The sequence below is a fragment of the Pseudonocardia sp. 2-7 genome, from assembly GCF_056341085.1.
The window spans coordinates 1231462-1252286 of sequence record NZ_CP094507.1; the positions used below are offsets into that span (position 1 = coordinate 1231462).

Consider the following 20825-nt stretch of genomic DNA (forward strand, 5'->3'; position numbering starts at 1 on the left):
TATGCGACGAACCACCCCTCTCCGGGCGCTGCTCGGCACCCTCGCGGCGCTCGCGCTCGTCCTCACGACCGCCGCGTCCTGCGGCGGCGGGTCCGCGACCCCCGCGCCGGCCCCCCAGCAGCAGCAACAGCAGCAGGGCACGGACGACGACGACCGCGACGGCGACGACGACCAGGACGGCCGGCAGGACGGCGACGACGGCGGCAACGACGCCGACGACGACGGCTGAGCGCGCCCGGCCCGTGCCCCGTGCGGGGTCCGGGCCGGAGCCCGTCCTCAGGCCCGGACCGCGTGCACGATCCCCCAGGTGAGCTTGCCGGCGCGGCCACCGTCCACCCAGTGCTGCAGGCCCGCCTTCATCGCCGTCAGGTAGGGCCCCGAGATCGACGACGACAGCTCCTCCTCGTGCGCCACCAGCTCCTCGCGCACCCGGCGGTAGTGGGTCGCGAGGTGCTCGGCGTGGTCGAGGAACCGGACCCCGGTGAAGCCCCGCCGCTCCAGGCCGTCGGTGTAGAAGCCGGGCGTGGCCATCGTGGACAGTGCGATGCGGTCGAGGATCGGCTGGATCGAGGACTGGTCGAGCCCGTCGACGGCCATCGGGTCGGTGAACACCACCTGCCCGCCGGGGCGGAGCACCCGGGCGACCTCGTCCAGCACGGTGTCGCGGGAGCCGGAGTGCAGGAACGCGTCCTGCGACCACACCAGGTCGACCGAGGCGTCCTCGACCGGCACGTCCTCGTAGCTGCCGGTGGTCACCTCGACCCGACCGGCCAGGCCCTGCTCCCGGGTCATCCGCTCGTTGCGGGCGTTCTCCACCGGGGAGAGGTTGAGGCAGTGCACCGTGGCCCCGTGGGCGGCCGCCAGCCGGCGGGCCGCGCCGCCGTAGCCCGCCCCGAGGTCGAGCACCCGGGTGCCGGGGCCGACCCTGGCGACCTCGGCCATCCGGGTCACGGTGCGGGCGCTGGCGACCGAGATCAGCTCGTCCGGTGCGTCGTAGACGCCGACGTGGATGTCCTCGCCGCCCCAGACCCGGGAGTAGAAGGTGTCGGCGTCGTCGGAGTCGTAGTAGGACCGGGCGGTGTGCTCGGCGGTGTCCTGGGTCGTCCGTGTCACTCGGCGTCCTCCTGGTCGAGGTAGGCCTTCTCGGCGATGTGCACGAAGAAGTCGGGCTCGTCGTCGGCGTAGGTCGACTGGAAGTCGCCGTAGGTGTCGACCCGCTGGAACCCGACCTCGTGCATGAGGCGGCGGGTGTAGTCCTTGCGCAGGGGGAACATGTTCAGGTGGTACTGGGACCCGTCGGGGAACCGGTAGCGGAACCGGGCGAGACCGTCGTCGACGTACTCCGGCTCGGCGACGACGTCGTCGCCGCAGTAGTAGTACCGGTGCTTCGAGGTGAAGCCGTTGTCCAGGATCGCGTCGTAGTTGCGCTGGTCCAGGATCAGCACGCCGTCGTGGGAGAGCATCGCGTAGAACTCGGCGAGCGCCTTGCGGCGGTCCCGCTCGGAGAACAGGTGGGTGAACGAGTTCCCGAGACAGATGATCGCGTCGTACTCGCCGTGCACGTCCCGGTTGAGCCACCGCCAGTCGGCCTGCACGACGCGCAGCACGTGCCCGCCGAACTTCATCCCGTTGTCGAAGGCCTTCGCCAGCATCTCGGCGCTGCCGTCGGCGGACACGACGGTCTCGAAGCCCTCCTCCAGCAGCCGGACGGAGTGGAAGCCGGTACCGGTCGCCACGTCGAGCACGCTGGTGACCCCGCGCGTGCGGAGCTGGTCCACGAAGAACCGCCCCTCGCTGGCGTAGCGGGCCCGCCAGTCGATCAGCTCGTCCCACTTGTCGACGAACGTCTGCACGTACTCGTGCTTGTAGTGGGTGGACTCGCGGACCTCGGTGGGCGCGTCGCCGAACTCCTGCACGGTGCTGGCGGGCCCCCGGAGCCCGCTGCGGTGGTCTGCCGTCATGGGCGCGCCTCCTCGGCGCTCGGGTGCGGGACGGCCCTGACCGTAGGTGCCCCCGCGGCCCCTGTCCGCTCACCCAGGGTGAGCCTGGAACAGCCGCCGGAGTTGTGTTATGCGCAACTCAGCCGGTCATCCGGGGACTTTCCGGGCGGCGACGATCAGTCCCGGACGGCGAACGACGGCGTGCGCGCCCACCAGTGACGTCATGTGGTCGTCACACGTCGTGGGTCCGGAGTGGACGGCGTGGCACGGCCGTCCGGCCGGCGGCGGCCCGCGGCCGGGACGTCGGCGATCCGTTCACCCCGGGTGATCTGTGGTTCCGGTCACACCATGGATCGGAGTTCATCCGTCCGGCGTAACGGCGCCGTCCCACAGGGCGCTCAGCGCGCGTCGCCGCTCCCCGCGGCCGAGCCCCCGCAGGTCCGCCGTACCCCGTTCGGTGACGACCACGTCGACGTCGTGCGACGGCGTCGTCACCGGTCCGCCGAGCCGCTCCACCAGCGTCGGGCGCCCGCGGTGCGCCGCGGGCAGCGCGATCACCGACAGTCCCGGCCCGCGGACCGCGGCCGCCGCGAAGTCCGGGTGCCCGCCGATCATCCCGGCCGCCGAGCCGGCGACGCCCTCGACGTTGACCTGGCCGTCCCGGTCGATCTCCAGCGCGGTGTTCAGCGCGACCAGCGGCCCCGGGTCCGTGCTGAGCCGGGACACGTCGTGGGTGTGCTCGACCGGCCGGACCGTGCCGCGGCCGGCCCGGCCCAGCCGGTCGGCCCAGTCGTAGAGCCGGGGGCTGCCGTAGAGCGCCGTCGACGACGGTGTCCCGCGCAGCAGCCCGCGCTCGTCCAGGTCGACGACCGCGTCGGCGAGCAGCCCGGAGTCCACCGCGACCGGCACGTCCAGGGCCTCGACGAGTGCCGCGGCCAGCCGCCCGGGGCCGAACTGGATCCGCGCCCCCGCCGGGACGAGGCCCGCGACCGCGGCGGCCACCGCCCGGTCGGCGTCGCGCGGCGCGGGGGTGGCGACGGTGTGCGGGGCCCCGTCCGGTCCGTCGACCTCACCGAGCACCGCCACTCCGGCCAGCGGGGGACCGGCGTCGGCGTGCGGCGCGGAGCGGGACACGACCGCCGCGACCGGGACCCCGGCGTCGTACAGGCCGCGCATCCAGGAGGCCTCCGCGCCGAACCGCAGGTCACCGCGGTCGTCGCGGACGACGGTCGCCAGCAGCAGGTCCGGGCGCAGCGGGCCGGCCAGCAGCGCGGGCGTCGCCGAGAGCCGGGCCGGGACCCGGTGCGCGCGCCCGGACTCGATCAGCGCCCGCGCTCCCGGCCCCCCGACGACGGTGCGGATGTCGGCGAACGCGTCCGGCTCGAGGTCCGGGGCCGGGCCGGGCACCCAGCCCAGCACGAGCCGCACACCCCCGGCCCGGGCCGCGACCGCCGAGAGCGGGCGGGCGAGCGCGTAGGGGAGCCCGCAGCTGTCGGCCAGCGCCACCCGGGAACCCGGCGCGACCAGCTCGGACAGACCGCGTGCGAGGTCACCGTCGACGCCCATGCGCCCATCCGACCACAGGGCTAGCGTTGGCGGGCATGGGGACCGACCAGGACAGCGGTGAGTTCGTACGGGAGGCGCTCGGGGTGGCCGAGCGGATCACGGCCGACGGGTCGTCGCCGTGGCCGGTCGAGGCGGGCCGCTACCGCCTCGTCGGCGCACGCGCCTGCCCCTGGGCGAACCGGGTGATCATCACCCGGCGGCTGCTCGGGCTGGAGGACGCGATCTCGATGGGCATCGCGGGCCCGCTGCACGACGAGCGCAGCTGGCGCTTCCACCTCGACCCGGGGAACGTCGACCCCGTGCTCGGCATCGAGTACCTGCGCGAGGCCTACGAGAAGGCCGTCCCCGGCTACGACGAGGGCGTCACCGTCCCCGCCATGGTCGAGGTCGCCTCGGGCAAGGTCGTCACCAACGAGTACGCGCTGCTGGAGCGCGACCTGTCCACCCAGTGGCGGGGGCTCCACCGCGACGGCGCCCCGGACCTGTGGACCGACCCGGAGGCGATCGACGAGATCGGGGAGGGGATCCTCCACGATGTCAACAACGGCGTCTACAAGTGCGGGTTCGCCTCGTCCCAGCGCGCCTACGACCGCGCCTACGACGCCCTGTGGTCGCGGATGGACGAGCTGTCCGAGCACCTGTCGACGCGCCGCTACCTGGTCGGTGACTCGATCACCCAGGCCGACATCCGGCTGTGGGTGACCCTGGTCCGCTTCGACGCCGCCTACCACGGCCACTTCAAGGCCAACCGGCACAAGCTCACCGAGCTCCCCGTGCTGTGGGCCTACGCCCGGGACCTGTTCCAGACCCCCGGCTTCGGCGACACCATCGACTTCGAGCAGGTCAAGCAGCACTACTACGGCGTGCACGCGTCGGTGAACCCGACCGGGATCGTCCCGAAGGGGCCCGACACCGCAGGCTGGACGACCGCGCACGGCCGCGAGGAGCTGGGCGGGCGCCCGTTCGGCGACGGCACCCCGCCCGGCCCGCCGCCGGAGTCCGAGCGGGTCCCCGCGGTCGGCTGAGCCCCGCACCCGGCGCAGCGGGCCGGGCCGGGGGAGCCGGTGACCGCGGCGCGGCGGGGGCGCCGGGCCGGGACGGGCCTGTCACGATGGTCGCGATGCGAGTGCCTGGACGACCCCACCCCGTGATCCGGCAGCGACGCCGTCGCAGCACCGGACTGCTCACCGCCGCCGTCGTGGGCGCGCTGACGGCGGGGCTCGTCGCCGTCGCCGGGCCGCAGCCGACCGCGAACAGCACCGACGCCGCCCCGCCGGGCGCAGCGCCGCAGGCGGCCCGGCCCGCACCGGACCCGGACACCTGCGCCCCGATGGTGGCGGCGTTGTCCCCGCGCGACCGGCTCGCCCAGCGCCTGATGGTCGGGGTGGACGCCGCCGACCCGGCCGGCGCCACCGCGATCGTGCGGGAGTCGCAGGTCGGCGGGGTGTTCCTCGGTGGGAACGCGACCGCGCTGCTGCAGGACGACCGGCTCGCGGCACTGCAGAAGGCGTCCCGCACGCCGCTCGCCGTCGCCGTCGACGAGGAGGGCGGCCGGGTCCAGCGCATCGACGAGCTCGACGGCGACGTCCCCAGCGCCCGGCAGATGGCCGCGTCCGACAGCCCCGAGGAGGTCGCCGGGATCGCCCGCGAGCGCGCCGGGCAGCTGAGGGCCCGTGGCGTCACCTGGAACCTCGCGCCGTCGGTCGACGTCTCCGACCAGCCGCGCACCGCCGTCATCGGGGACCGCTCGTTCTCCGACGACCCGGCCACCGTCACCCGCTACGCCGCCGCCTGGGCCGAGGGGCAGCAGGCCGGCGGGGTGTTCGGGGTCCTCAAGCACTTCCCCGGCCACGGGCACAGCTCCGGTGACTCGCACAAGGGCTCGGTGAGCACGCCGCCGCTGGACCGGCTGCGTGCCGGTGACCTCCGGCCCTACGCCGACCTCGTCGGACCGGGGAAGCCGCTCGACGGGCGGGTCGGGGTCATGCTCGGCCACCTCGACGTCCCGGGCCTGACCACCGACGTGCCCACCAGCATCGCCCCGGCCGCCTACCGGCTGCTGCGCGAGGACTACCGGTTCGACGGCCTCGCCATGACCGACGACCTCGGTGCGATGAAGGCGATCACCGACCGCTTCGGGCTCGCCGAGGCCACCACCCGGGCCCTGACCGCAGGCGCGGACATGGCGCTGTTCTCCAACGTCACCCCGGTCGCCCCGCTGCTCGACGCCGCGGAGAAGGCGCTGGCCGAGGGGCGGATCACGGCGCAGGACAACGACACCGCCGTCGCGCGGGTGCTGGCGGCCAAGGGGCTCTGCAGCCGCGGCTGAGCTCGCCCCTCAGCCGGCGAAGAACGCCCGGATGTCGGCCGCCACGTCGGCCGGCCGTTCCAGGGCGGCGAAGTGCCCGCCCTCGTCGAAGGTGCTCCAGTGCTCGATCCGGGTGTTGTCGCGCTCGGCGAACACCCGGACGGTCCGGAAGTCCGAGGCGAACACGGCCACCCCGGTCCGGGCGTGGTTCACCCGCGGCTCCGCGCCGGCGCGTGCGTCCTCGAAGTAGATCCTGGCCGATGTCGCCGCGGTGTTGGTCAGCCAGTACAGCGACACCTGGGTCAGCAGCTGGTCACGGGTCACCAGCGCGGTGCCGTTGCCGAACGACGCGAACAGCTCGGAGTAGGCCAGCTGCCCGACCGGTGAGTCGGCCAGCGCCGCGCCGATCGTCTGCGGGCGGGAGGCGTTCATCCCGTTGTAGCCGCCGACCGAGGAGAACCACTGCATGAACTCCAGTGCGGCGTGGTCGTCCGGTCCCAGCCGCTCGAACTCGGCCGGGTCGCCCGACGGGAACGAGAACAGCTGCAGCACGTGCAGCCCGAGGAACCCGGGCGGGTCGAGCAGGCCCAGCTCCCGTGCGACGAGTGCCCCGGCGTCGCTGCCGTGCGCCCCGTAGGAGGTGTAGCCGAGCCGGCGCATCAGGGTGTCCAGCGTCGCGGCGATCCGGGCGGTGGTCCAGCCTCCCTCGGGGAGCGGGGTGCTGAAGCCGAACCCGGGCAACGACGGCACCACCACCGAGCAGGCGTCCTCGGCCCGGCCGCCGTGCGCGACCGGATCGGTCAGCGGGCCGATCACGTCGAGGAACTCCGCGAACGAGCCGGGCCAGCTGTGCAGCAGCAGCACCGGCGTCGCGCCGGGCTCGGCCGAGGGGACGTGCAGGTAGTGCAGGACCTGGCCGTCGATCTCGGTGAGGTACTGCGGGTGGGCGTTCATCCGGGCCTCCTGGGCCCGCCAGTCGAACCCGTCGCGCCAGTACGCGACGGTCGCGGCCAGCCACGCGTTCGGGGTGCCGTAGGTCCAGTCGTCGCCCGGCGCGGGACGGGGCAGCCGGGTGCGGGACAGACGGTCGGCGAGGTCGTCGAGGTCGGACTGCGGGATCTGCACGGTGAACGACGTCATGGGTACTACGGTGCCGGTCGATCAGGCACGTTCCCTTCCTGTTCGCGACCGGATCCGGAGATTCTCGTGGCCGACACCGCCGCCCGCATGCTCGCGCTGCTCGGGCTGCTGCAGAGCCGTCCGGAGTGGACCGCACCCGAACTGGCGGAGCGGCTGGGCGTCAGCACCCGCACCATCCGCAACGACGTCGCCCGGCTCCGCGGACTCGACTACCCGGTGCACGCCGTCCGGGGCGGCGCCGGGCACTACCGGCTCGGGCCCGGCGCGCGGCTGCCCCCGCTGCAGCTCGACGACGCCGAGGCCGTCGCCGTGGCGATCGGGCTGCGCACCGTGAGCGCGCACGGCGGGCGGCTGGGGGACAGCGGCGACCGCGTCCTGGCCAAGCTCGACCAGGTGCTCCCGGACCGGCTGCGCCGCCGCGTCGCCGCCATCCACGACGGCACCGTCGCGGGGCCGCGCAACACCGACACCGTCGACCCGGATCCGGAGGTCGACCCGGCGGTGCTCACCGAGCTCACCACCGCGATCCGCGACCACACCTGCGTGCGGCTCGACCTGCCCGGGCAGGAGTGGCCGGTCACGGTCGAGCCGTACCGGATGGTCTCCTGGCAGGGCCGCTGGTACCTGGTCGGACGGCTCGACGGCGGGTGGCGGACGTGGCGGGTCGACCTGGTCCGCCCGCGTACGGCGACCGGCCGCCGGTTCGTCCCGGACCCGCTGCCCGGCGGGGACTACCCGGCCCTGGTCCTGCGGGAGGCCGCGTCGACCGGGTGGCAGGTGCACGTCCGCATCACCGTCGACGCACCGGCGGCGACGGTGCTCGCCCGGATCAACCCGGCCGTCGGCGCGGTCGAGGAGGTCGACGACACGCACTGCGTCCTCGTGACCGGGGCGGACAGCATCGAGACCGTCGCGGTGTACATCGGGCTGCTCGACCTGGACTTCCACGTCACCGAGCCACCGGAGCTGGTGGCGCGGCTGCGCGCACTGGCCGACCGCTACACCCGGGCGACCACGGTCCCCTGAGTACGCACGAGGGCCCCGCACGACACTGTGCGAGGCCCTCGGCAGGGGAGAACGACGGTCAGGACGCCATGTCCAGCCCGCCGTTCACGCTGATGACCGAGCCGGTCACGTAGCCGGCGCGGTCGTCGACGAGGAACTGCACGGCGCGGGCGATCTCGTCGGCCTGGCCGAGGCGGCCGACCGGGATCTTCGAGACGATCTTCTCGAGCGCCTTCTCCGGCACGGCGGCGACCATCTCGGTCTCGATGAAGCCCGGCGCGACGCAGTTGACGGTGACGCCCTTGCGGGCGACCTCCTGGGCCAGCGACTTCGAGAAGCCGATCAGGCCGGCCTTCGACGAGGCGTAGTTGGCCTGGCCCATCGCGCCGGTCTGACCGATCACCGAGGAGATGTTCACGATCCGGCCGAACTCGTTGCCGGTCATGTGCTCCAGCACGGCCTTGGTCATGTAGAACGCGCCGGACAGGTTGATCCGCAGCACGGCGTGCCAGTCGTCGACGGTCAGCTTGCGGACGGTCTTGTCGACGGTGATGCCGGCGTTGTTGATCAGGTAGTCGACGCGGCCCCGCTGCTCCAGGACCTCGGTGACGACCCGCTGGCAGTCCTCGGGCGAGCCGACGTTGCCCTGGTGCACCGAGATCGACGCGCCCTCGGCCTCCAGCTTGCCCTTCAGCTCGTCGGCGGCCTTGGAGTTCGACGAGTACCCCGCGGCGACGTGCACCCCGGTGCGGGCCAGCGCGGTGGTGATCGCGGCGCCGATCCCGCGCGCACCCCCGGTCACGATGGCGACGCGCTGCTCCGGGTGGGTATCGGTGATCGCGGTCATGCGTTTCCTCCAAAGGTGTCGAGAGTGCGCTTCATGCCCCGCTGGACCGCGTCGGCCAGGTACGGCCGGAGCTGGTCGGGGGAGACGATCCGGTGCACCGAGCCGACGGACTGCGCCCGCTCGATGGAGTGCTTGGTGTCGAACTCGTCCGCGACCTGGCCGAGCTTCTCGGAGCGGACGTCCGGGCGGAGGGTGGCGAGGTCGCCGCGCAGCCGTGCCGCCGTCGCCTCGTCCCCGTCGGTGACGGCCTGCTTGATCCGGGTCTCCAGGTCGGTGACCCGCTCGTCCTTGGCGGTGCGGTCGTTGACCTCGCCGGCGAACACGACGGCCGCGGCGGGCGCCCCGCCGAGCACGGAGGCGTAGGAGCCGGTGATCGCGGCGACCTCCATGTTGTCGTTCAGCGTTCCGGAGAACACCACGAACGCGCCGCCGTGGTAGCGGGAGACCACGCAGAACACGATCGGGCCGTCGAAGTTGACGATGGCCCGGCCGATCTCGGCGCCGTTCTCCAGCTGCAGGCCGCGCAGCGACTCCGGCGAGCCGTCGAACCCGGACAGGTTCGCCAGCACGACCAGCGGCCGATTGCCGGACGCGGCGTTGATGGCCCGCGCGCACTTGCGCGACGAGCGCGGGAACAGCGTCCCGGCGGTGAACTGCGACGGCCCGTCGACCGGGCGCGGCCCGCGCCGCGGCAGCGGCCGCGACTCGATGCCGATCATCGCGATCGGCTGGCCGCCGAGGTGGGCGTCGAGCGCGACGACCGAGTCGGCGTCGTGCATGTCGGCCCACCGCTCCGACGTCGGGTGGTCGGCGTCGGCGACGCCGCGCAGCACCGAGCGGATGTCGAACGGCTTCTTCCGCTCCCGGTTGGTCTCCGGCGCCCAGATCTCGCCGAGCGTGGTGAAGTCGCAGTTCGGCCCGGAGTGCGGCGCCGTGGTGACGTCGCGGGAGACCGGGTCGGTGGTCGGCGCGGGTCGCGGGAACCGCTCGCCCGGCTGGGTCCAGGTGTGGGCGTAGTGCGCCAGCAGCACGCCCACGGCGCCGCCCAGGTCCGGCGCCCAGTACTGCGCCTGCCCGTTCGGGCCCATGATCCGGTCGTAGCCGCCGATGCCGAAGTTGTCCTCGGCCGAGACACCGCCGGAGAAGTCCAGCGAGTGCTTGCCGGTCAGCACCATGGCCGAGTCCGGCGTCATCACCAGGATGCCCTTGGTGTGCATGAGCATCGTCGCCTCGGCGTTCCAGTAGGGCTGGGCGCCGACGTTGATGCCGGTGACGACGACGTTGAGCTCCCCGCCGTCCTGGGTGAACTCGATGATCCCGCGCAGCACCCGGGAGATCCAGTCCATGTTCTCCGTGCCGGAGTCCATCGCGATCTTCGCGCCGGCCGAGACGGCGAACCACTCGATCGGCACGTCCAGCTCACGGGCCAGGTGGATCGCGGCCATCACGCGGCGGCACTCCGGCTCGGCGATCGCGCCGAGGGCCCGGGTCGGGTCGCCGAGCAGCACGACCCGCTTCATCCCGTCCGGGTAGCGCCGGGTCGGCACCGAGACGACGCCGAGCACCAGGTTGGCGCTGTTGCCGCCGGGCGCGCGGTCGACCGGCACCGGCAGCGCCGGGTCGGCCGGGTCGACGAGGTCGTACTCCTGCCAGGTGCCCGGGCCGGCGTCGACCGGGGCGGTGAGCAGCGGGACGATCTCGTAGGGGTAGACGGCGCCGCGGCGACGGGCCTTGAGCACCTTCTGGTCGTAGGCGTCGAGCTCGCGCATCGGCTCGGTCGGGGGCTGGTCGAGCTTGACCGTGAGCCCCGCGCCGGGCGGGCGCGACATGCGCAGCAGCATCGAGCGCGGACCGCCCTGGCCGCCGGTGACCTGCGGGTCGGCGGTGCGGAACTCGACGAGGACCTGCTCCAGCCCGAGGTTGGCCGTGCGCGGCGCGAGCCGGCGGACCACCGAGTCCAGCTCGGCGAGCGGGACGTCGACCTCCGGCCACACGTAGAGCGCGATCCGGTTCCACGACATCCGGGCCAGGGTGCGGTCCCCGGCGCGGGCGGCACGCAGCGAGTTGATGCAGGCGTCGAGCGCGCGCTCGAACTGCGGCAGCGAGCGGACCTTCCCGGTCTCCTCGTCGCGCAGCACGGTCAGCTCGCGGACATCGGCCATCGCGACCAGCCGGTCGTCGGCGGTGACCTCGCGGCCGGTGGCCCGGAACAGGTGCACGTCGGTGGCGGCGGGCAGGCGGTGCAGCTCGAAGTTGCGGAAGCGCCACAGCCGCAGCCGGTCCGCGACCAGCGGGTGCATGCCCCGCAGCGTGCGGTCCTCGACCAGCTCGCCGGTCTCGTCGGGCCGGAAGGTGAACCAGGTCGGCGGCTCGGCCTCGTCGCTCGCCGTACCCGCGGCGCGCGGGTTCGGGCGGACGGCGACGGCGACCCGGTGCAGGTGCGCGGGAACCTTCCCCAGTGCGGCGCGGACGCGCTCGGCGCGGGCGTCGGGGTCACCGCCGTCGTCGGCCTTGGTCGAGGTGACGTAGAGGTCGACGAGCGCGGTGCGGTCCCCGTCGAGCTCGCCGACGCGGCGGCGCAGCTCGTCGGACACGGCCTGCGCGGCGGCCGGGTCGTTGTTGTCGATCACCGAGGCGAAGACCGTGCGGTCCCGGCCCAGGTGCTGGTAGCGGGCGGTCAGCAGCGGCTTGCCCGCGTGCTCGACGAGCTCCAGGTCGCGCAGCACCCGCACCCGGTAGTAGCGCCGGGTCATGACCTCGAGCAGCACGGCGTCGTGCCGCTCCCCGAACACGCCCAGGATCGGCTCCGAGGACCCGACGAGGGTGTCGATCCGGCGGGCCCGGTCCGCGGTCCCCGGGTCCGAGGCGAGCACGTCCAGGCTCTCCCGGACCTCGGCCAGCGCCCGGTCCCGCTCGGCGGCGACGACCGGGGCGTCGAACGCCCGGTAGCGGGCCAGCCGCGCGGTGTCCCCGACGACGGGGTGCCGCAGCTGGGTGGCGACGACGACCTCGTCGAGGGTGCGCAGGTAGTCCTCGCGCGCCGCGGGGGAGAGGTTCGCGACCGACTCCGGGTGGCGCAGCCGCCAGTTGAGCAGGTCCAGCACCACCGGCACCTGCTGCGGTGCGCGGCGGTGGGCCAGGAACATCCGGTACAGCGCCGGGCCCAGGTCGTCGGCGCGGCCGGTCCCGCCGTCGATCTCGGTGACGCCGTAGTGGGCCAGCGCCCGGCGCAGCTTGGCCTGGAACGACTCGGGCAGGCCCTCGTCGTCGGCGTCGCGGGAGCGCAGGTAGGCGTAGAGGTACTCCTGCGGGTTGCGCTCGGTCTCGCCGGTCTCGTCGTCGGTCTCGGACCGGTTGCGCGAGAGCTGACAGAGGTCGGCGAAGATCTGCAGGACGGCGGTCTCCCCGGCCAGCACGGCCGGGTCGTCGGCGGCCAGCTGCTCGCGGGCGGCGGCGAGGCGGCGCAGCTGCGGGCGGGCCTGGCGCTCGTCGACGTCGAAGCCCAGCACCTGGAAGCGCAGCGCGGACAACGCGTCGGCCGCGGTCGCGGCGGCGTCGGTGTCGGCGCCGGCCGCGGCGAACGCGGACAGGTCGGCGCGCTCCCCGCTGGGGCCTGCCGCGTCCGCGTCGGCCGACGGCTCCAGCCGCACGAGCTTGGTGCCGCCGTCGACCTGGGTGTTGGCCGGGACGAGGATCTCGGCGACGGTGCCGTCGAACGGCGCCCGCAGCGAGGTCTCCAGCTTCATCGACTCGACGATGGCGAGGGTGTCGCCCTCGGACACGGTCTGGCCCGCGGTGACCGGCAGCGCGACGACCATCGCCGGGGCGGGGGCGCGGACGATGCCGGCCTCGCCGCCGGAGATGCGGTGCACGGCGCCGTCGACCTCGACGAGGTAGTCCGCCTCCTGCGCGACCGACAGCACGGTCCAGGACAGGTCGCCGACGGTGAGCCGGCGCTCGTAGGCGCCGTTGCGCTCGACGTCGACGTCGACCGACACGCCGTCCAGCTCGACGGTGTAGCGGCCGGCGCGGGTGCGGGCGACCGTCAGCTTGTAGGACTGCCCGGCGACGGTGACGTCCGTCTGGTGCCAGGTCTCGTAGCCCACCTCGGGCCGGCCGGCCTCGGCGGAGCGGAACAGCCGCTCCTGCTGGCGGGCGACGTGGCCGTCGTGGCTCTGCACGGCCGTGGCGAGCAGCGCGACGTCGAGGCGGCGCGGCGGCGCGTAGCCGCCGGCCATCATCGTGTCGAGCCAGGTGGTCTGCAGCTCGCCCGAGCGGAACTCGTCGCGGTCGAGCAGGTCCAGCAGGAACGCCTTGTTCGTGGAGCCGCCGTCGATCACCGCGGAGGTCTGGCGCAGCGCCCGGGACAGCCGCGCGCGGGCCTCGTCGCGGTCGCGGCCCCAGGCGATCACCTTGGCGATCATGGAGTCGAACTGGGGCGGGATGACGTCACCGGCGGCGACGCCGGTGTCGACCCGGATGCCCGGACCGGACGGCAGCGCCAGGTGCTCGATGCGGCCCGGGGCGGGCGCGAACTCGCGCTCCGGGTCCTCGGCGGTCAGCCGGGCCTCGATCGCCCAGCCCTGGGCCGCCGGGACCTCGCGTGCGACCTCGGCGAGGGTGCCGCCCGCGGCGACGTGCAGCTGCAGCTTCACGATGTCGACGCCGGTGCACGCCTCGGTGACCGGGTGCTCGACCTGCAGCCGGGTGTTGACCTCGAGGAAGGAGAGGAGCTTCTCCTCGGGCTGGTAGAGGAACTCGACGGTGCCGGCGTTGACGTAGCCCGCGGCGCGGGCCAGCTCGGCGGCCGAGCTGCGCAGCAGCGCCTCCTGCTCGGCGTCGAGTGCGGTGGACGCCGACTCCTCGATGACCTTCTGGTTGCGCCGCTGCACCGAGCAGTCGCGTACCCCGAGGGTCCAGACGTCGCCGGTGGCGTCGGCGACGACCTGCACCTCGACGTGGCGTCCGCCCGACACCGCGCGCTCCAGGAACACGGTCGCGTCCCCGGCGGTCCTCGACGCCTCCGACGCGGCCCGCTCGAAGGCATCGTCGAGCTGCTCGGGGCCCGGCACGTAGCGGATGCCGCGGCCCCCGCCGCCCGCGGTCGCCTTCACCATCAGCGGGTAGCCGACGGTCTCGGCGGCCTTGCGCGCCGTCTCGACGTCGGCCACCGGACCGCCGGACCACGGCGCCATCGGCACGCCGACCGACTCGGCCAGCTGCTTGGAGGCGATCTTGTCCCCGAGCCTGCGCATCACCTCGGCCGACGGGCCGACGAAGGTGATCCCCAGCCGCTCGCACAGCTCGGCGAAGTCCGCCTTCTCCGAGACGAAGCCCCAGCCCGGCCAGACCGCGTCGGCGCGGGTGGCGCGCAGCGCGCGCTCCAGCTCGGCGTGATCGAGGTAGGGGCTGGTGCCCATGTGGTCCGGGTCGTCCGGCCCGATCAGGACGGCCTCGTCGGCCTCACGGACGTACATCGCCCGCCGGTCGACGGCGGTGTGCAGCGCGATCGTGCGCAGGCGGCGGTCGGGCCCGTTCTGGGCGTTCCACTCACGGACGGCGTTGATCAGCCGCATGGCGGGTTCGCCGCGGTTGACGATGGCGATGCGCGAGAACATGGCTGGGCTTCACTGCTCCTACGGGTGCTGCGACGAGGTGGCGGCGGTGTGCCGCATCGACATCGTCGTCGTGCGGTCGGCGGGTCGGTGCGGACGGTGGCCCGGTCGGTGCCGGAATGCGGGCGGGCTCACCTCCCGGACGGGGATCTTCCCGCCCACTGTGGCCCGTGTCACCCGGTCGTGGCTACTCGCCGAAGGCGATCCGGACGTCGTCGGAGGTGGGCGCGGCGGCCGGCTCGGCCGTCGCCGCGGCGGTCGGGTCGAGGTGGACCTCCGGGGCCATGACGGCGGGGTCGACCTCGAGGACCGCGTAGCCGCCCACCGCGCCGGCCCCGAATCCGGGCGCGAAGACCCGGGTCCGGCCGGCCACGACGCCGTCGGCGACGGAGTCGAACAGCGCGATCGGGATGGACGCCGCGGAGACGTTCCCCATCGACTCGATGTTGAAGTACAGCTGCTCCGCCGAGAGCCCCGCCTTGCCCGCGAGCTGCAGGATCATCGTCTTGTTGGCCTGGTGCGGGACGATCAGGTCGACGGCGTCGAGCATCGAGCCCTCGCCGTCGGGGCCGGCCTGCTCGGTGAGCTCGCCGATCATCTGCGACAGGTAGCGGGCGACGAGCGCCTTCACCTCGGGGCCGTAGACGGTGATGTCGTTGTCGAACTCCGGGTTCGGCCAGATGATCGAGTTCACCTGGGTGTCCGGGCCCGACGCGTAGGTCTGCAGCAGGTCGATGTCGCCGCGCTCGCCCTCGGCGGCCGGGGCGATCACCATCGCGGCCGCACCGTCACCGAAGATCATCCGCGAGGTGCGGACGTTGCCGATCTTGTCGGAGAACTTCTCGACGCAGACCAGCAGGACCGGCCGGTTCACCTCCTGCAGCTGGCGCACGGCCTCGGACAGGCCGTAGGGCAGCCCGGCGCAGGCGGCGACGATGTCGGCCGAGCAGTGCGTCTGGAGCAGCCCGAGCCGCCCGGACAGCCACGTCGACAGCGACGGGATCAGCCGCTCGCTGGTGCAGGTGGCGACGAGCACGGCGCCGATCTCGGAGCGGTCGCGGCCGGAGTGCTCCAGCGCGCGGACCGCGGCGGCCCAGGCCAGGTCCTCGATGTCCAGCTCGGTGTAGCGGCGCTGGTCGATCCCGGTCTTGGCGGAGATCTCGTCGGCGCTCATCGGCGACCAGGAGAACGCGGAGTTGCGGACGACGTCGTCGTTGGAGCAGACGTGCTCGCCCCGGACGACGGCGAGCGCCTCGACCTTCGGCTGAACCGCGAACGTCTCACGGACCCGGATCGGCGGCAGCGGGGTGGCGGGCTCGACCGGGTCGGACTGCGTGGAGAGCCGGCCCCGGCGCGCCGGGCGGGTGCCGGTGGCGCGGTCCAGGAACTGCTCGACGTCGCGGTTGCGGGGGTGGAAGGCGATGACGTACTCGTCGTCGCCGATCTCGTCGGCGGTCCGCAGCTCGGTGGCGGCACGGTCCCAGGGGTACTGGTTGTGCAGCACCATCGCCCAGCGGGTCAGGGCCTCGAGCTCGGGACGCTCGGCGTGCGCGTCGAGGATCTCGTTGAAGGAGAAGACCGGGTAGTCCGGGTCGTGCTGCGGTACGACGAAGGTCTGCGCACCCGGTGTGGTGAGGAACTGCTCGACGGTCGGCTTGACGGCCGGCAGCTCGGTCGCGTGGTGCCGACGGTTGCCGTAGACGTCGAAGAGGAGGTCGAAGATGCGGCGCTCGGTCGCCTCGTCCCAGGTGCTGGGGAGCGCGGCGAAGGCGTCGGCGACGGCCCGGACCTTCTTCTCGAGGTCGCGCCACGGGGTGAGCAGCGGGAGGAAGACGTCGCTCCGGTGGCGGGGGAGGTCGCGCCAGCGGGTCGGACGCTTCTCGAACATGGTGAGCGTGTACCGGTTGACCCAGAACAGGTTCTGGCTCATGTCGCGCAGCAGCGCGAAGCGGCTCTCGTAGGCGCCGCTGGTGACCCGCTCGAGGATGTCGGTGCCGGTGGGCGCCTTTGCCTCGAAATCGCGACCGACGATGGCGGTGAACTGCTCCATATCGTCGATGACGGAGAAGTCGAGTTCTCCGAGAAAATTGGCGGGAAAGACCAGTCGGTCGTGGTTGTTGACCACGAACGGTTTCATGTGACGACCTCCAGCAGCGGCGTCGACCGGCGGAATCGCCAGGCGGGACGCGGTGCGGCCTGGTCGATCGGATCGGTTGCGGTGCCTGCAACGCTATCGATGAACAGTCACGATCGGAATGTGATCCAGCCGCCGAGTGTGCGCTCTCACGGATGGTCGGTCAACTCGGACTGTTACCGGCGAGAATGTTACCGGCCGGTTCTACTCGTCGGTTCCCCGAAAGAATTCCGCAGATCCGCAGGTTGGCGGGCGGAGGTCGTCCACAGTGGAATGATCACCACGTGTGTCCGGTCGGTCCCGACGCGTGCACATGCAGGCGGGAGCGTGGTCGTCGGCGTCACAGCCCGTGCGGCGATCGTCACCCGCACCTGGTGGGGTGCACCATCGTCCGAACGGGGGAGGACGGTGTCGAGCCTCCGATGTGGACGGTCGTGCGCGGGGTCGCGGCGGGCGGGCCGGACCGGCGGGCGGTGTGCGGGACGGAATGAGCCTTTGCCAACCTGATCATCCGTTGGCGATCATGAGGGTCTGAACTGCGGCGACGAGCTCGGCGGCCCGGGTCGGGCAGGATCTGATCTTGCGCAGAACCTTCCAGTTCTTCAGCTCGGCGTTGACCCGCTCACCCGGCCCGCGTCGGCGGGCGTGTGCGGCGTTGACCTCCCTCTGGTTGCGCGACAGGCGCCGGTAGCGCCCGGTGTCCGGGTCGATGCGCCGACGCCGCTGCGGCACGGCCACCATCGGACCGGCGCCTTGGTAGGCGGTGTCGGCGACCGCGGGGATCTCATGCGCGGTCAGCGCCTCGATGATCCCGTGGTCGCGGGCGGCTCCCATGTCGTGCCGCGCGCCAGGCAGCGGCGGGGAGATCCACACCAGCCTGCCGACCGGGTCGGCGATGACCTGCACGTTCAGCCCGTGGGCCTTGTGCTTGCCGCTGTAGTAGGGGCGGTCTCGGCCGGACGCCATGCCGACCCGGTCGATCCGCAGCAGGCTGCCGTCGACGATCACGAACGCCTTGCGTGAGGCGACCTCGATCGCCTGCTCCAGCGTCGGGGCCATCGCCGCGAGCAGGGCGAGCGCTTCGCGCACGTAGCGGTAGACCGTTGACGTGCCGATCTCGAACCCGCAGGCCAGGTCGGCATAGGTCTCGCCCTTGCGCAGATAGGCCACCACCAGCAGGGCCTGGCGGCCGGCGGAGAGCTTGCGCCAGCGTGTAGCCCGCTGGTTGCGGTGCGCGCGCAGCGCGTCGGCGAGCAGGCCGAGCGCGCGGCTGGACACGGTCATCCCGGACGGGTAAGACAACACTCTGAAGCTCCTGGTCAGGCGGATTGATCTAGGCAATCGCCCGTCTACCAGGAGCTTCACCCTTTCGAGGTCACGCCACGCCGCACGCCAGCTGACCTGCTCGTCCATCAGGTTGGCAAAGGCTCAATGTGTCGGCGGAATGTGGTCGCCCATTTCCGGGGCACCGTTCCCGGGGGGTCCGGTGCTCAGCCGTGGGCGGTGGCCGGGGCCGGGGCCGCGACGGTCTCCGCCGCCGGTGCGGGCGTGAGCAGCACCAGCACCGTGGCGAGCAGCCCGGCGGCGCCCGCCGCGACGAAGGAGATCGTGTACGCCGTCGCCGAGGGGGGTCCGCCGTCGCCGAGCACGTAGGTCGCCGTCACGGCCGCGACGACCGCGGTGCACGAGCTCGTGCCCAGCTGGCGGGCCAGGGTGTTGAGGCTGTTCGCCGCGGCGGTCTCCGACTCCGGCACCGCGCGCATGATCGTCAGCGGGATCGCCGAGTAGGCGAGCGCGGCGCCGACCGCGGCCACGGTGGAGGCGGCCATCAGCAGCGGCACCGTCGAGGGCATCGCGGCGAAGGCGAAGTTGCCCGCCCCCAGCAGGAGCGTGCCGAGCACCAGCGTGGTGCGCGGGCCGCGCAGCCGCGACAGGCGCGCCGAGGCCGAGGAGAACACCACCATCGACCCGCCCATCGGCAGCAGCACCAGCCCGGCGACGACGAGCGAGAGCCCGAACCCGTAGCCGGTCGTGACCGGCGCCTGGAGGATCTGGGTGGCGAGCACGAAGCCGGCGAACATCGCGAAGCCCACCAGCACCGAGGCCAGGTTGGTGAGCAGCACCGCGGGCCGTGCCGAGACCCGCAGGTCCACCAGCGGTGCGGGGACGCGCAGCTCGTACCGGGCGGTCGCGGCCACCAGCACCACGGTGCCGGCGAACAGGCCGAGCACGGTCGGGGAGGCCCAGCCCCAGTCGTTGCCCTTGGAGATCGCCAGCAGCAGGCACACCAGGGCCCCGCCGACACCGAGCGCCCCGGGCACGTCGAACCGGCCGCCGGTGCGCAGCCGCGACTCGGTCACCAGCCACCGGACCAGCAGGATCTGCACGACACCGAGCACCGCGGCCCCGGCGAACAGCCAGCGCCAGCTCGCGAACTGGGCGACGACGCCGGTGATCGGCAGCCCGATGGCCCCGCCGAAGCCGAGCGAGGACGACATCAGCCCGACCCCGGACCCGACCCGGTCGGCGGGCAGGACGTCGCGCATCAGGCTCATCCCGAGCGCGATCACCCCGAACGCGGCGCCCTGCAGCACCCGGGCGACGAGCAGCAGCCCGATCCCGGGCGCCAGCGCGCCGAGCAGCGACCCCACCCCGACCAGGCCGAGCGCGACGAGCAGCATCCGCCGCTTGCCGAACATGTCGCCGAGCCGCCCCAGCACCGGCGCCGACACCGCGCCGGCGACCAGGTTGGCGGTGATCAGCCACGACGCGGTCGACCCGCTGACGTCGAGCAGCTCCGGGAACCGCGGGAGCAGCGGGACGACCATGGTCTGGACCAGCGAGACGAGCAGCCCGCAGGAGGCCAGGACGGCGATCGCGACGCCGGGGCGTGGCGGCACCGGTGCGGATCCCTCGGGGTGGGTGCTCTCGGGCTGCTGGTGCGGGCGGCGTGCCCGGAACACTCGACCTCCGTGGTGGGTGACAGATCGTGCCGGCGGACGACCCCGCTGAAGCGGGAGTCACCCATCAGATGAGCACGCCGGTCACCCGTCCGGCAAGCCGGGTCACCTCCCGCGTGCGGGGACCGGCTCGGGCGCCGGCGGGCCGTCGTAGACCGCGGAGGGCCGGATCAGCCGTCGCTCGGCGGCCTGCTCCAGCACGTGCGCGCACCAGCCGACGACCCGGCTGACCGCGAACGTCGGCGTGAACATGCTGCGGGGGATCCCGCAGCCCTCCATCACCACGCCCGCGTGGAACTCGACGTTCGCGAACAGCGGGTGGTCCGGGCGCAGCTCCGCGAGGGTGGCGGCCACCCGCCGTTCGACGTCGGCGGCCCGCGCGGGCAGCGGCCCGCCCAGCTCCGCGGCGACCTCGCGCAGCAGCGCCGAGCGCGGGTCCGGCCCGCGGTAGACGGCGTGGCCGAACCCCATGATCCGCATCCCCGCGGCGAGCCGGTCGGCCACCCAGCGCTCCGGCGAGCCGCCGGCGTCGCGGTCGATCGCGTCGAGGCTCTCCAGCGCCCGGTCGGGGGCGCCGCCGTGCAGCGGCCCGGCGAACGCCCCGAGCGCGGCGACCACGCAGGACGCGACGTCGGCGCCGGTGGAGGCGACCACCCGGGCGGTGAAGGTGGAGGCGTTGAAGCCGTGGTCCACCGTCGCGACGAGGTAGGCGTCGAGCGCGCGGACGTGCGCCGGCGCGGGCTCGGCCCCGTCCAGCATCCACAGCCAGTTCGCGGCGGAGGACAGGTCGGTGCGCGGCGCGACCGGGTCGAGGCCGTGCCGCAGCCGGTGCAGCGCGGCGAGGACGGTCGGTGTCGCGGCGCAGACGGTCGCGGCGTCGCGGGTGCCCGCCGCCGGGTCGTCCCAGAGCGGGCGCATCCCGTGCTGCGGGCCGAGCAGCGACAGCGCGGTGCGCAGCCCGGCGAGCAGGTCGGGCCCGCAGGCGTCGGCGATCGCGGGCAGCTGCGCGGCGACGGCGTCGGGCAGCGCCCGGCGCTCCGCGGTGGCGGCGGCGAACTCCGCGGCCTCGCCCGCGTCCGGGAGACGGCCGTGGACGAACAGGAACCACACGTCGTCGAAGGTGCGGGTGCGCGCGAGGTCGACCGCGGAGTACCGGCTGTAGTGGTAGAAGCCCTCGTCGCCGCGGACGTCCCCGATGCGGGTGCTGGTGACGGCGACGCCGCGCAGGCCCGGTGGGACCTGCCCGGCGGCGGCGCCGATGCTGTCGGTGCTGGTCATGACGGGACCGTCCGCCCGTCGGGGACCATTGT

General features: G+C 73.5%; 14 protein-coding genes. 4 read left to right on the top strand and 10 right to left on the bottom strand.

Annotated elements, in window-relative coordinates; genetic code table 11:
* Position 1: 1 nt before the first annotated feature.
* Positions 2-229: a hypothetical protein gene (locus MTO91_RS06285; RefSeq protein ID WP_345646113.1), complete on the top strand. Its 228-nt coding sequence runs from the start codon at positions 2-4 to the stop codon at positions 227-229.
* A 47-nt stretch (positions 230-276) separates the two neighbouring features.
* Here the strand turns inward: MTO91_RS06285 and MTO91_RS06290 are convergent, their stop codons facing one another.
* The 3 genes from MTO91_RS06290 to MTO91_RS06300 form a co-directional block, all read right to left on the bottom strand.
* Complete coding sequence (locus MTO91_RS06290) at positions 277-1113, bottom strand: methyltransferase domain-containing protein (protein ID WP_476654019.1); 837 nt, start codon at positions 1111-1113, stop codon at positions 277-279.
* A complete protein-coding gene (locus MTO91_RS06295) occupies positions 1110-1961 on the bottom strand; it encodes a glycine/sarcosine N-methyltransferase (RefSeq protein WP_307799341.1) in 852 nt (283 codons plus the stop codon). Before MTO91_RS06295 ends, MTO91_RS06290 begins: the two co-directional genes overlap by 4 nt.
* Before the next feature lie 339 nt (positions 1962-2300).
* On the bottom strand, positions 2301-3506 hold the full coding sequence (locus tag MTO91_RS06300; protein ID WP_476654020.1) for an acetyl-CoA hydrolase/transferase C-terminal domain-containing protein: 1206 nt from the start codon (positions 3504-3506) through the stop codon (positions 2301-2303).
* A 35-nt stretch (positions 3507-3541) separates the two neighbouring features.
* On the opposite strand from MTO91_RS06300, the gene MTO91_RS06305 reads away from it, so the two are divergent.
* Together MTO91_RS06305 and MTO91_RS06310 are read left to right on the top strand one after the other, a co-directional pair.
* Complete coding sequence (locus MTO91_RS06305; protein ID WP_476654021.1) at positions 3542-4531, top strand: glutathione S-transferase family protein; 990 nt, start codon at positions 3542-3544, stop codon at positions 4529-4531.
* Between the two features lie 125 nt (positions 4532-4656).
* On the top strand, positions 4657-5835 hold the full coding sequence (locus tag MTO91_RS06310) for a glycoside hydrolase family 3 N-terminal domain-containing protein (RefSeq protein ID WP_476654815.1): 1179 nt from the start codon (positions 4657-4659) through the stop codon (positions 5833-5835).
* A 9-nt stretch (positions 5836-5844) separates the two neighbouring features.
* On the opposite strand, the gene MTO91_RS06315 is transcribed toward MTO91_RS06310, so the two are convergent.
* Positions 5845-6954 (bottom strand): epoxide hydrolase family protein, encoded by a 1110-nt coding sequence (locus MTO91_RS06315; protein ID WP_476654022.1) that lies wholly within the window; start codon positions 6952-6954, stop codon positions 5845-5847.
* A 66-nt stretch (positions 6955-7020) separates the two neighbouring features.
* On the opposite strand from MTO91_RS06315, the gene MTO91_RS06320 reads away from it, so the two are divergent.
* Positions 7021-7980, top strand: a complete 960-nt coding sequence (locus MTO91_RS06320) for a helix-turn-helix transcriptional regulator (RefSeq protein WP_476654023.1) — start codon at positions 7021-7023, stop codon at positions 7978-7980.
* A gap of 58 nt (positions 7981-8038) precedes the next feature.
* Here the strand turns inward: MTO91_RS06320 and MTO91_RS06325 are convergent, their stop codons facing one another.
* From MTO91_RS06325 to MTO91_RS06350, 6 genes are all read right to left on the bottom strand, one after another.
* Positions 8039-8806 (bottom strand): beta-ketoacyl-ACP reductase, encoded by a 768-nt coding sequence (locus tag MTO91_RS06325; protein WP_062400793.1) that lies wholly within the window; start codon positions 8804-8806, stop codon positions 8039-8041.
* Positions 8803-14424 carry an ATP-binding protein gene (locus MTO91_RS06330; RefSeq protein ID WP_476654024.1) on the bottom strand — a complete coding sequence of 1874 codons (5622 nt, stop codon included), beginning with the start codon at positions 14422-14424 and terminating at the stop codon, positions 8803-8805. The genes MTO91_RS06325 and MTO91_RS06330 overlap by 4 nt, the downstream gene beginning before the upstream one ends.
* 184 nt (positions 14425-14608) lie before the next feature.
* Positions 14609-16558 carry a 3-oxoacyl-[acyl-carrier-protein] synthase III C-terminal domain-containing protein gene (locus tag MTO91_RS06335; protein WP_476654025.1) on the bottom strand — a complete coding sequence of 650 codons (1950 nt, stop codon included), beginning with the start codon at positions 16556-16558 and terminating at the stop codon, positions 14609-14611.
* A 504-nt stretch (positions 16559-17062) separates the two neighbouring features.
* Positions 17063-17860: a transposase family protein gene (locus MTO91_RS06340; RefSeq protein ID WP_476654817.1), complete on the bottom strand. Its 798-nt coding sequence runs from the start codon at positions 17858-17860 to the stop codon at positions 17063-17065.
* Positions 17861-18045: 185 nt separating this feature from the next.
* Positions 18046-19518 carry an MFS transporter gene (locus MTO91_RS06345; protein ID WP_476654026.1) on the bottom strand — a complete coding sequence of 491 codons (1473 nt, stop codon included), beginning with the start codon at positions 19516-19518 and terminating at the stop codon, positions 18046-18048.
* 102 nt (positions 19519-19620) lie between these two features.
* On the bottom strand, positions 19621-20793 hold the full coding sequence (locus MTO91_RS06350) for a citrate/2-methylcitrate synthase (RefSeq protein ID WP_476654027.1): 1173 nt from the start codon (positions 20791-20793) through the stop codon (positions 19621-19623).
* Positions 20794-20825: the final 32 nt, after the last annotated feature.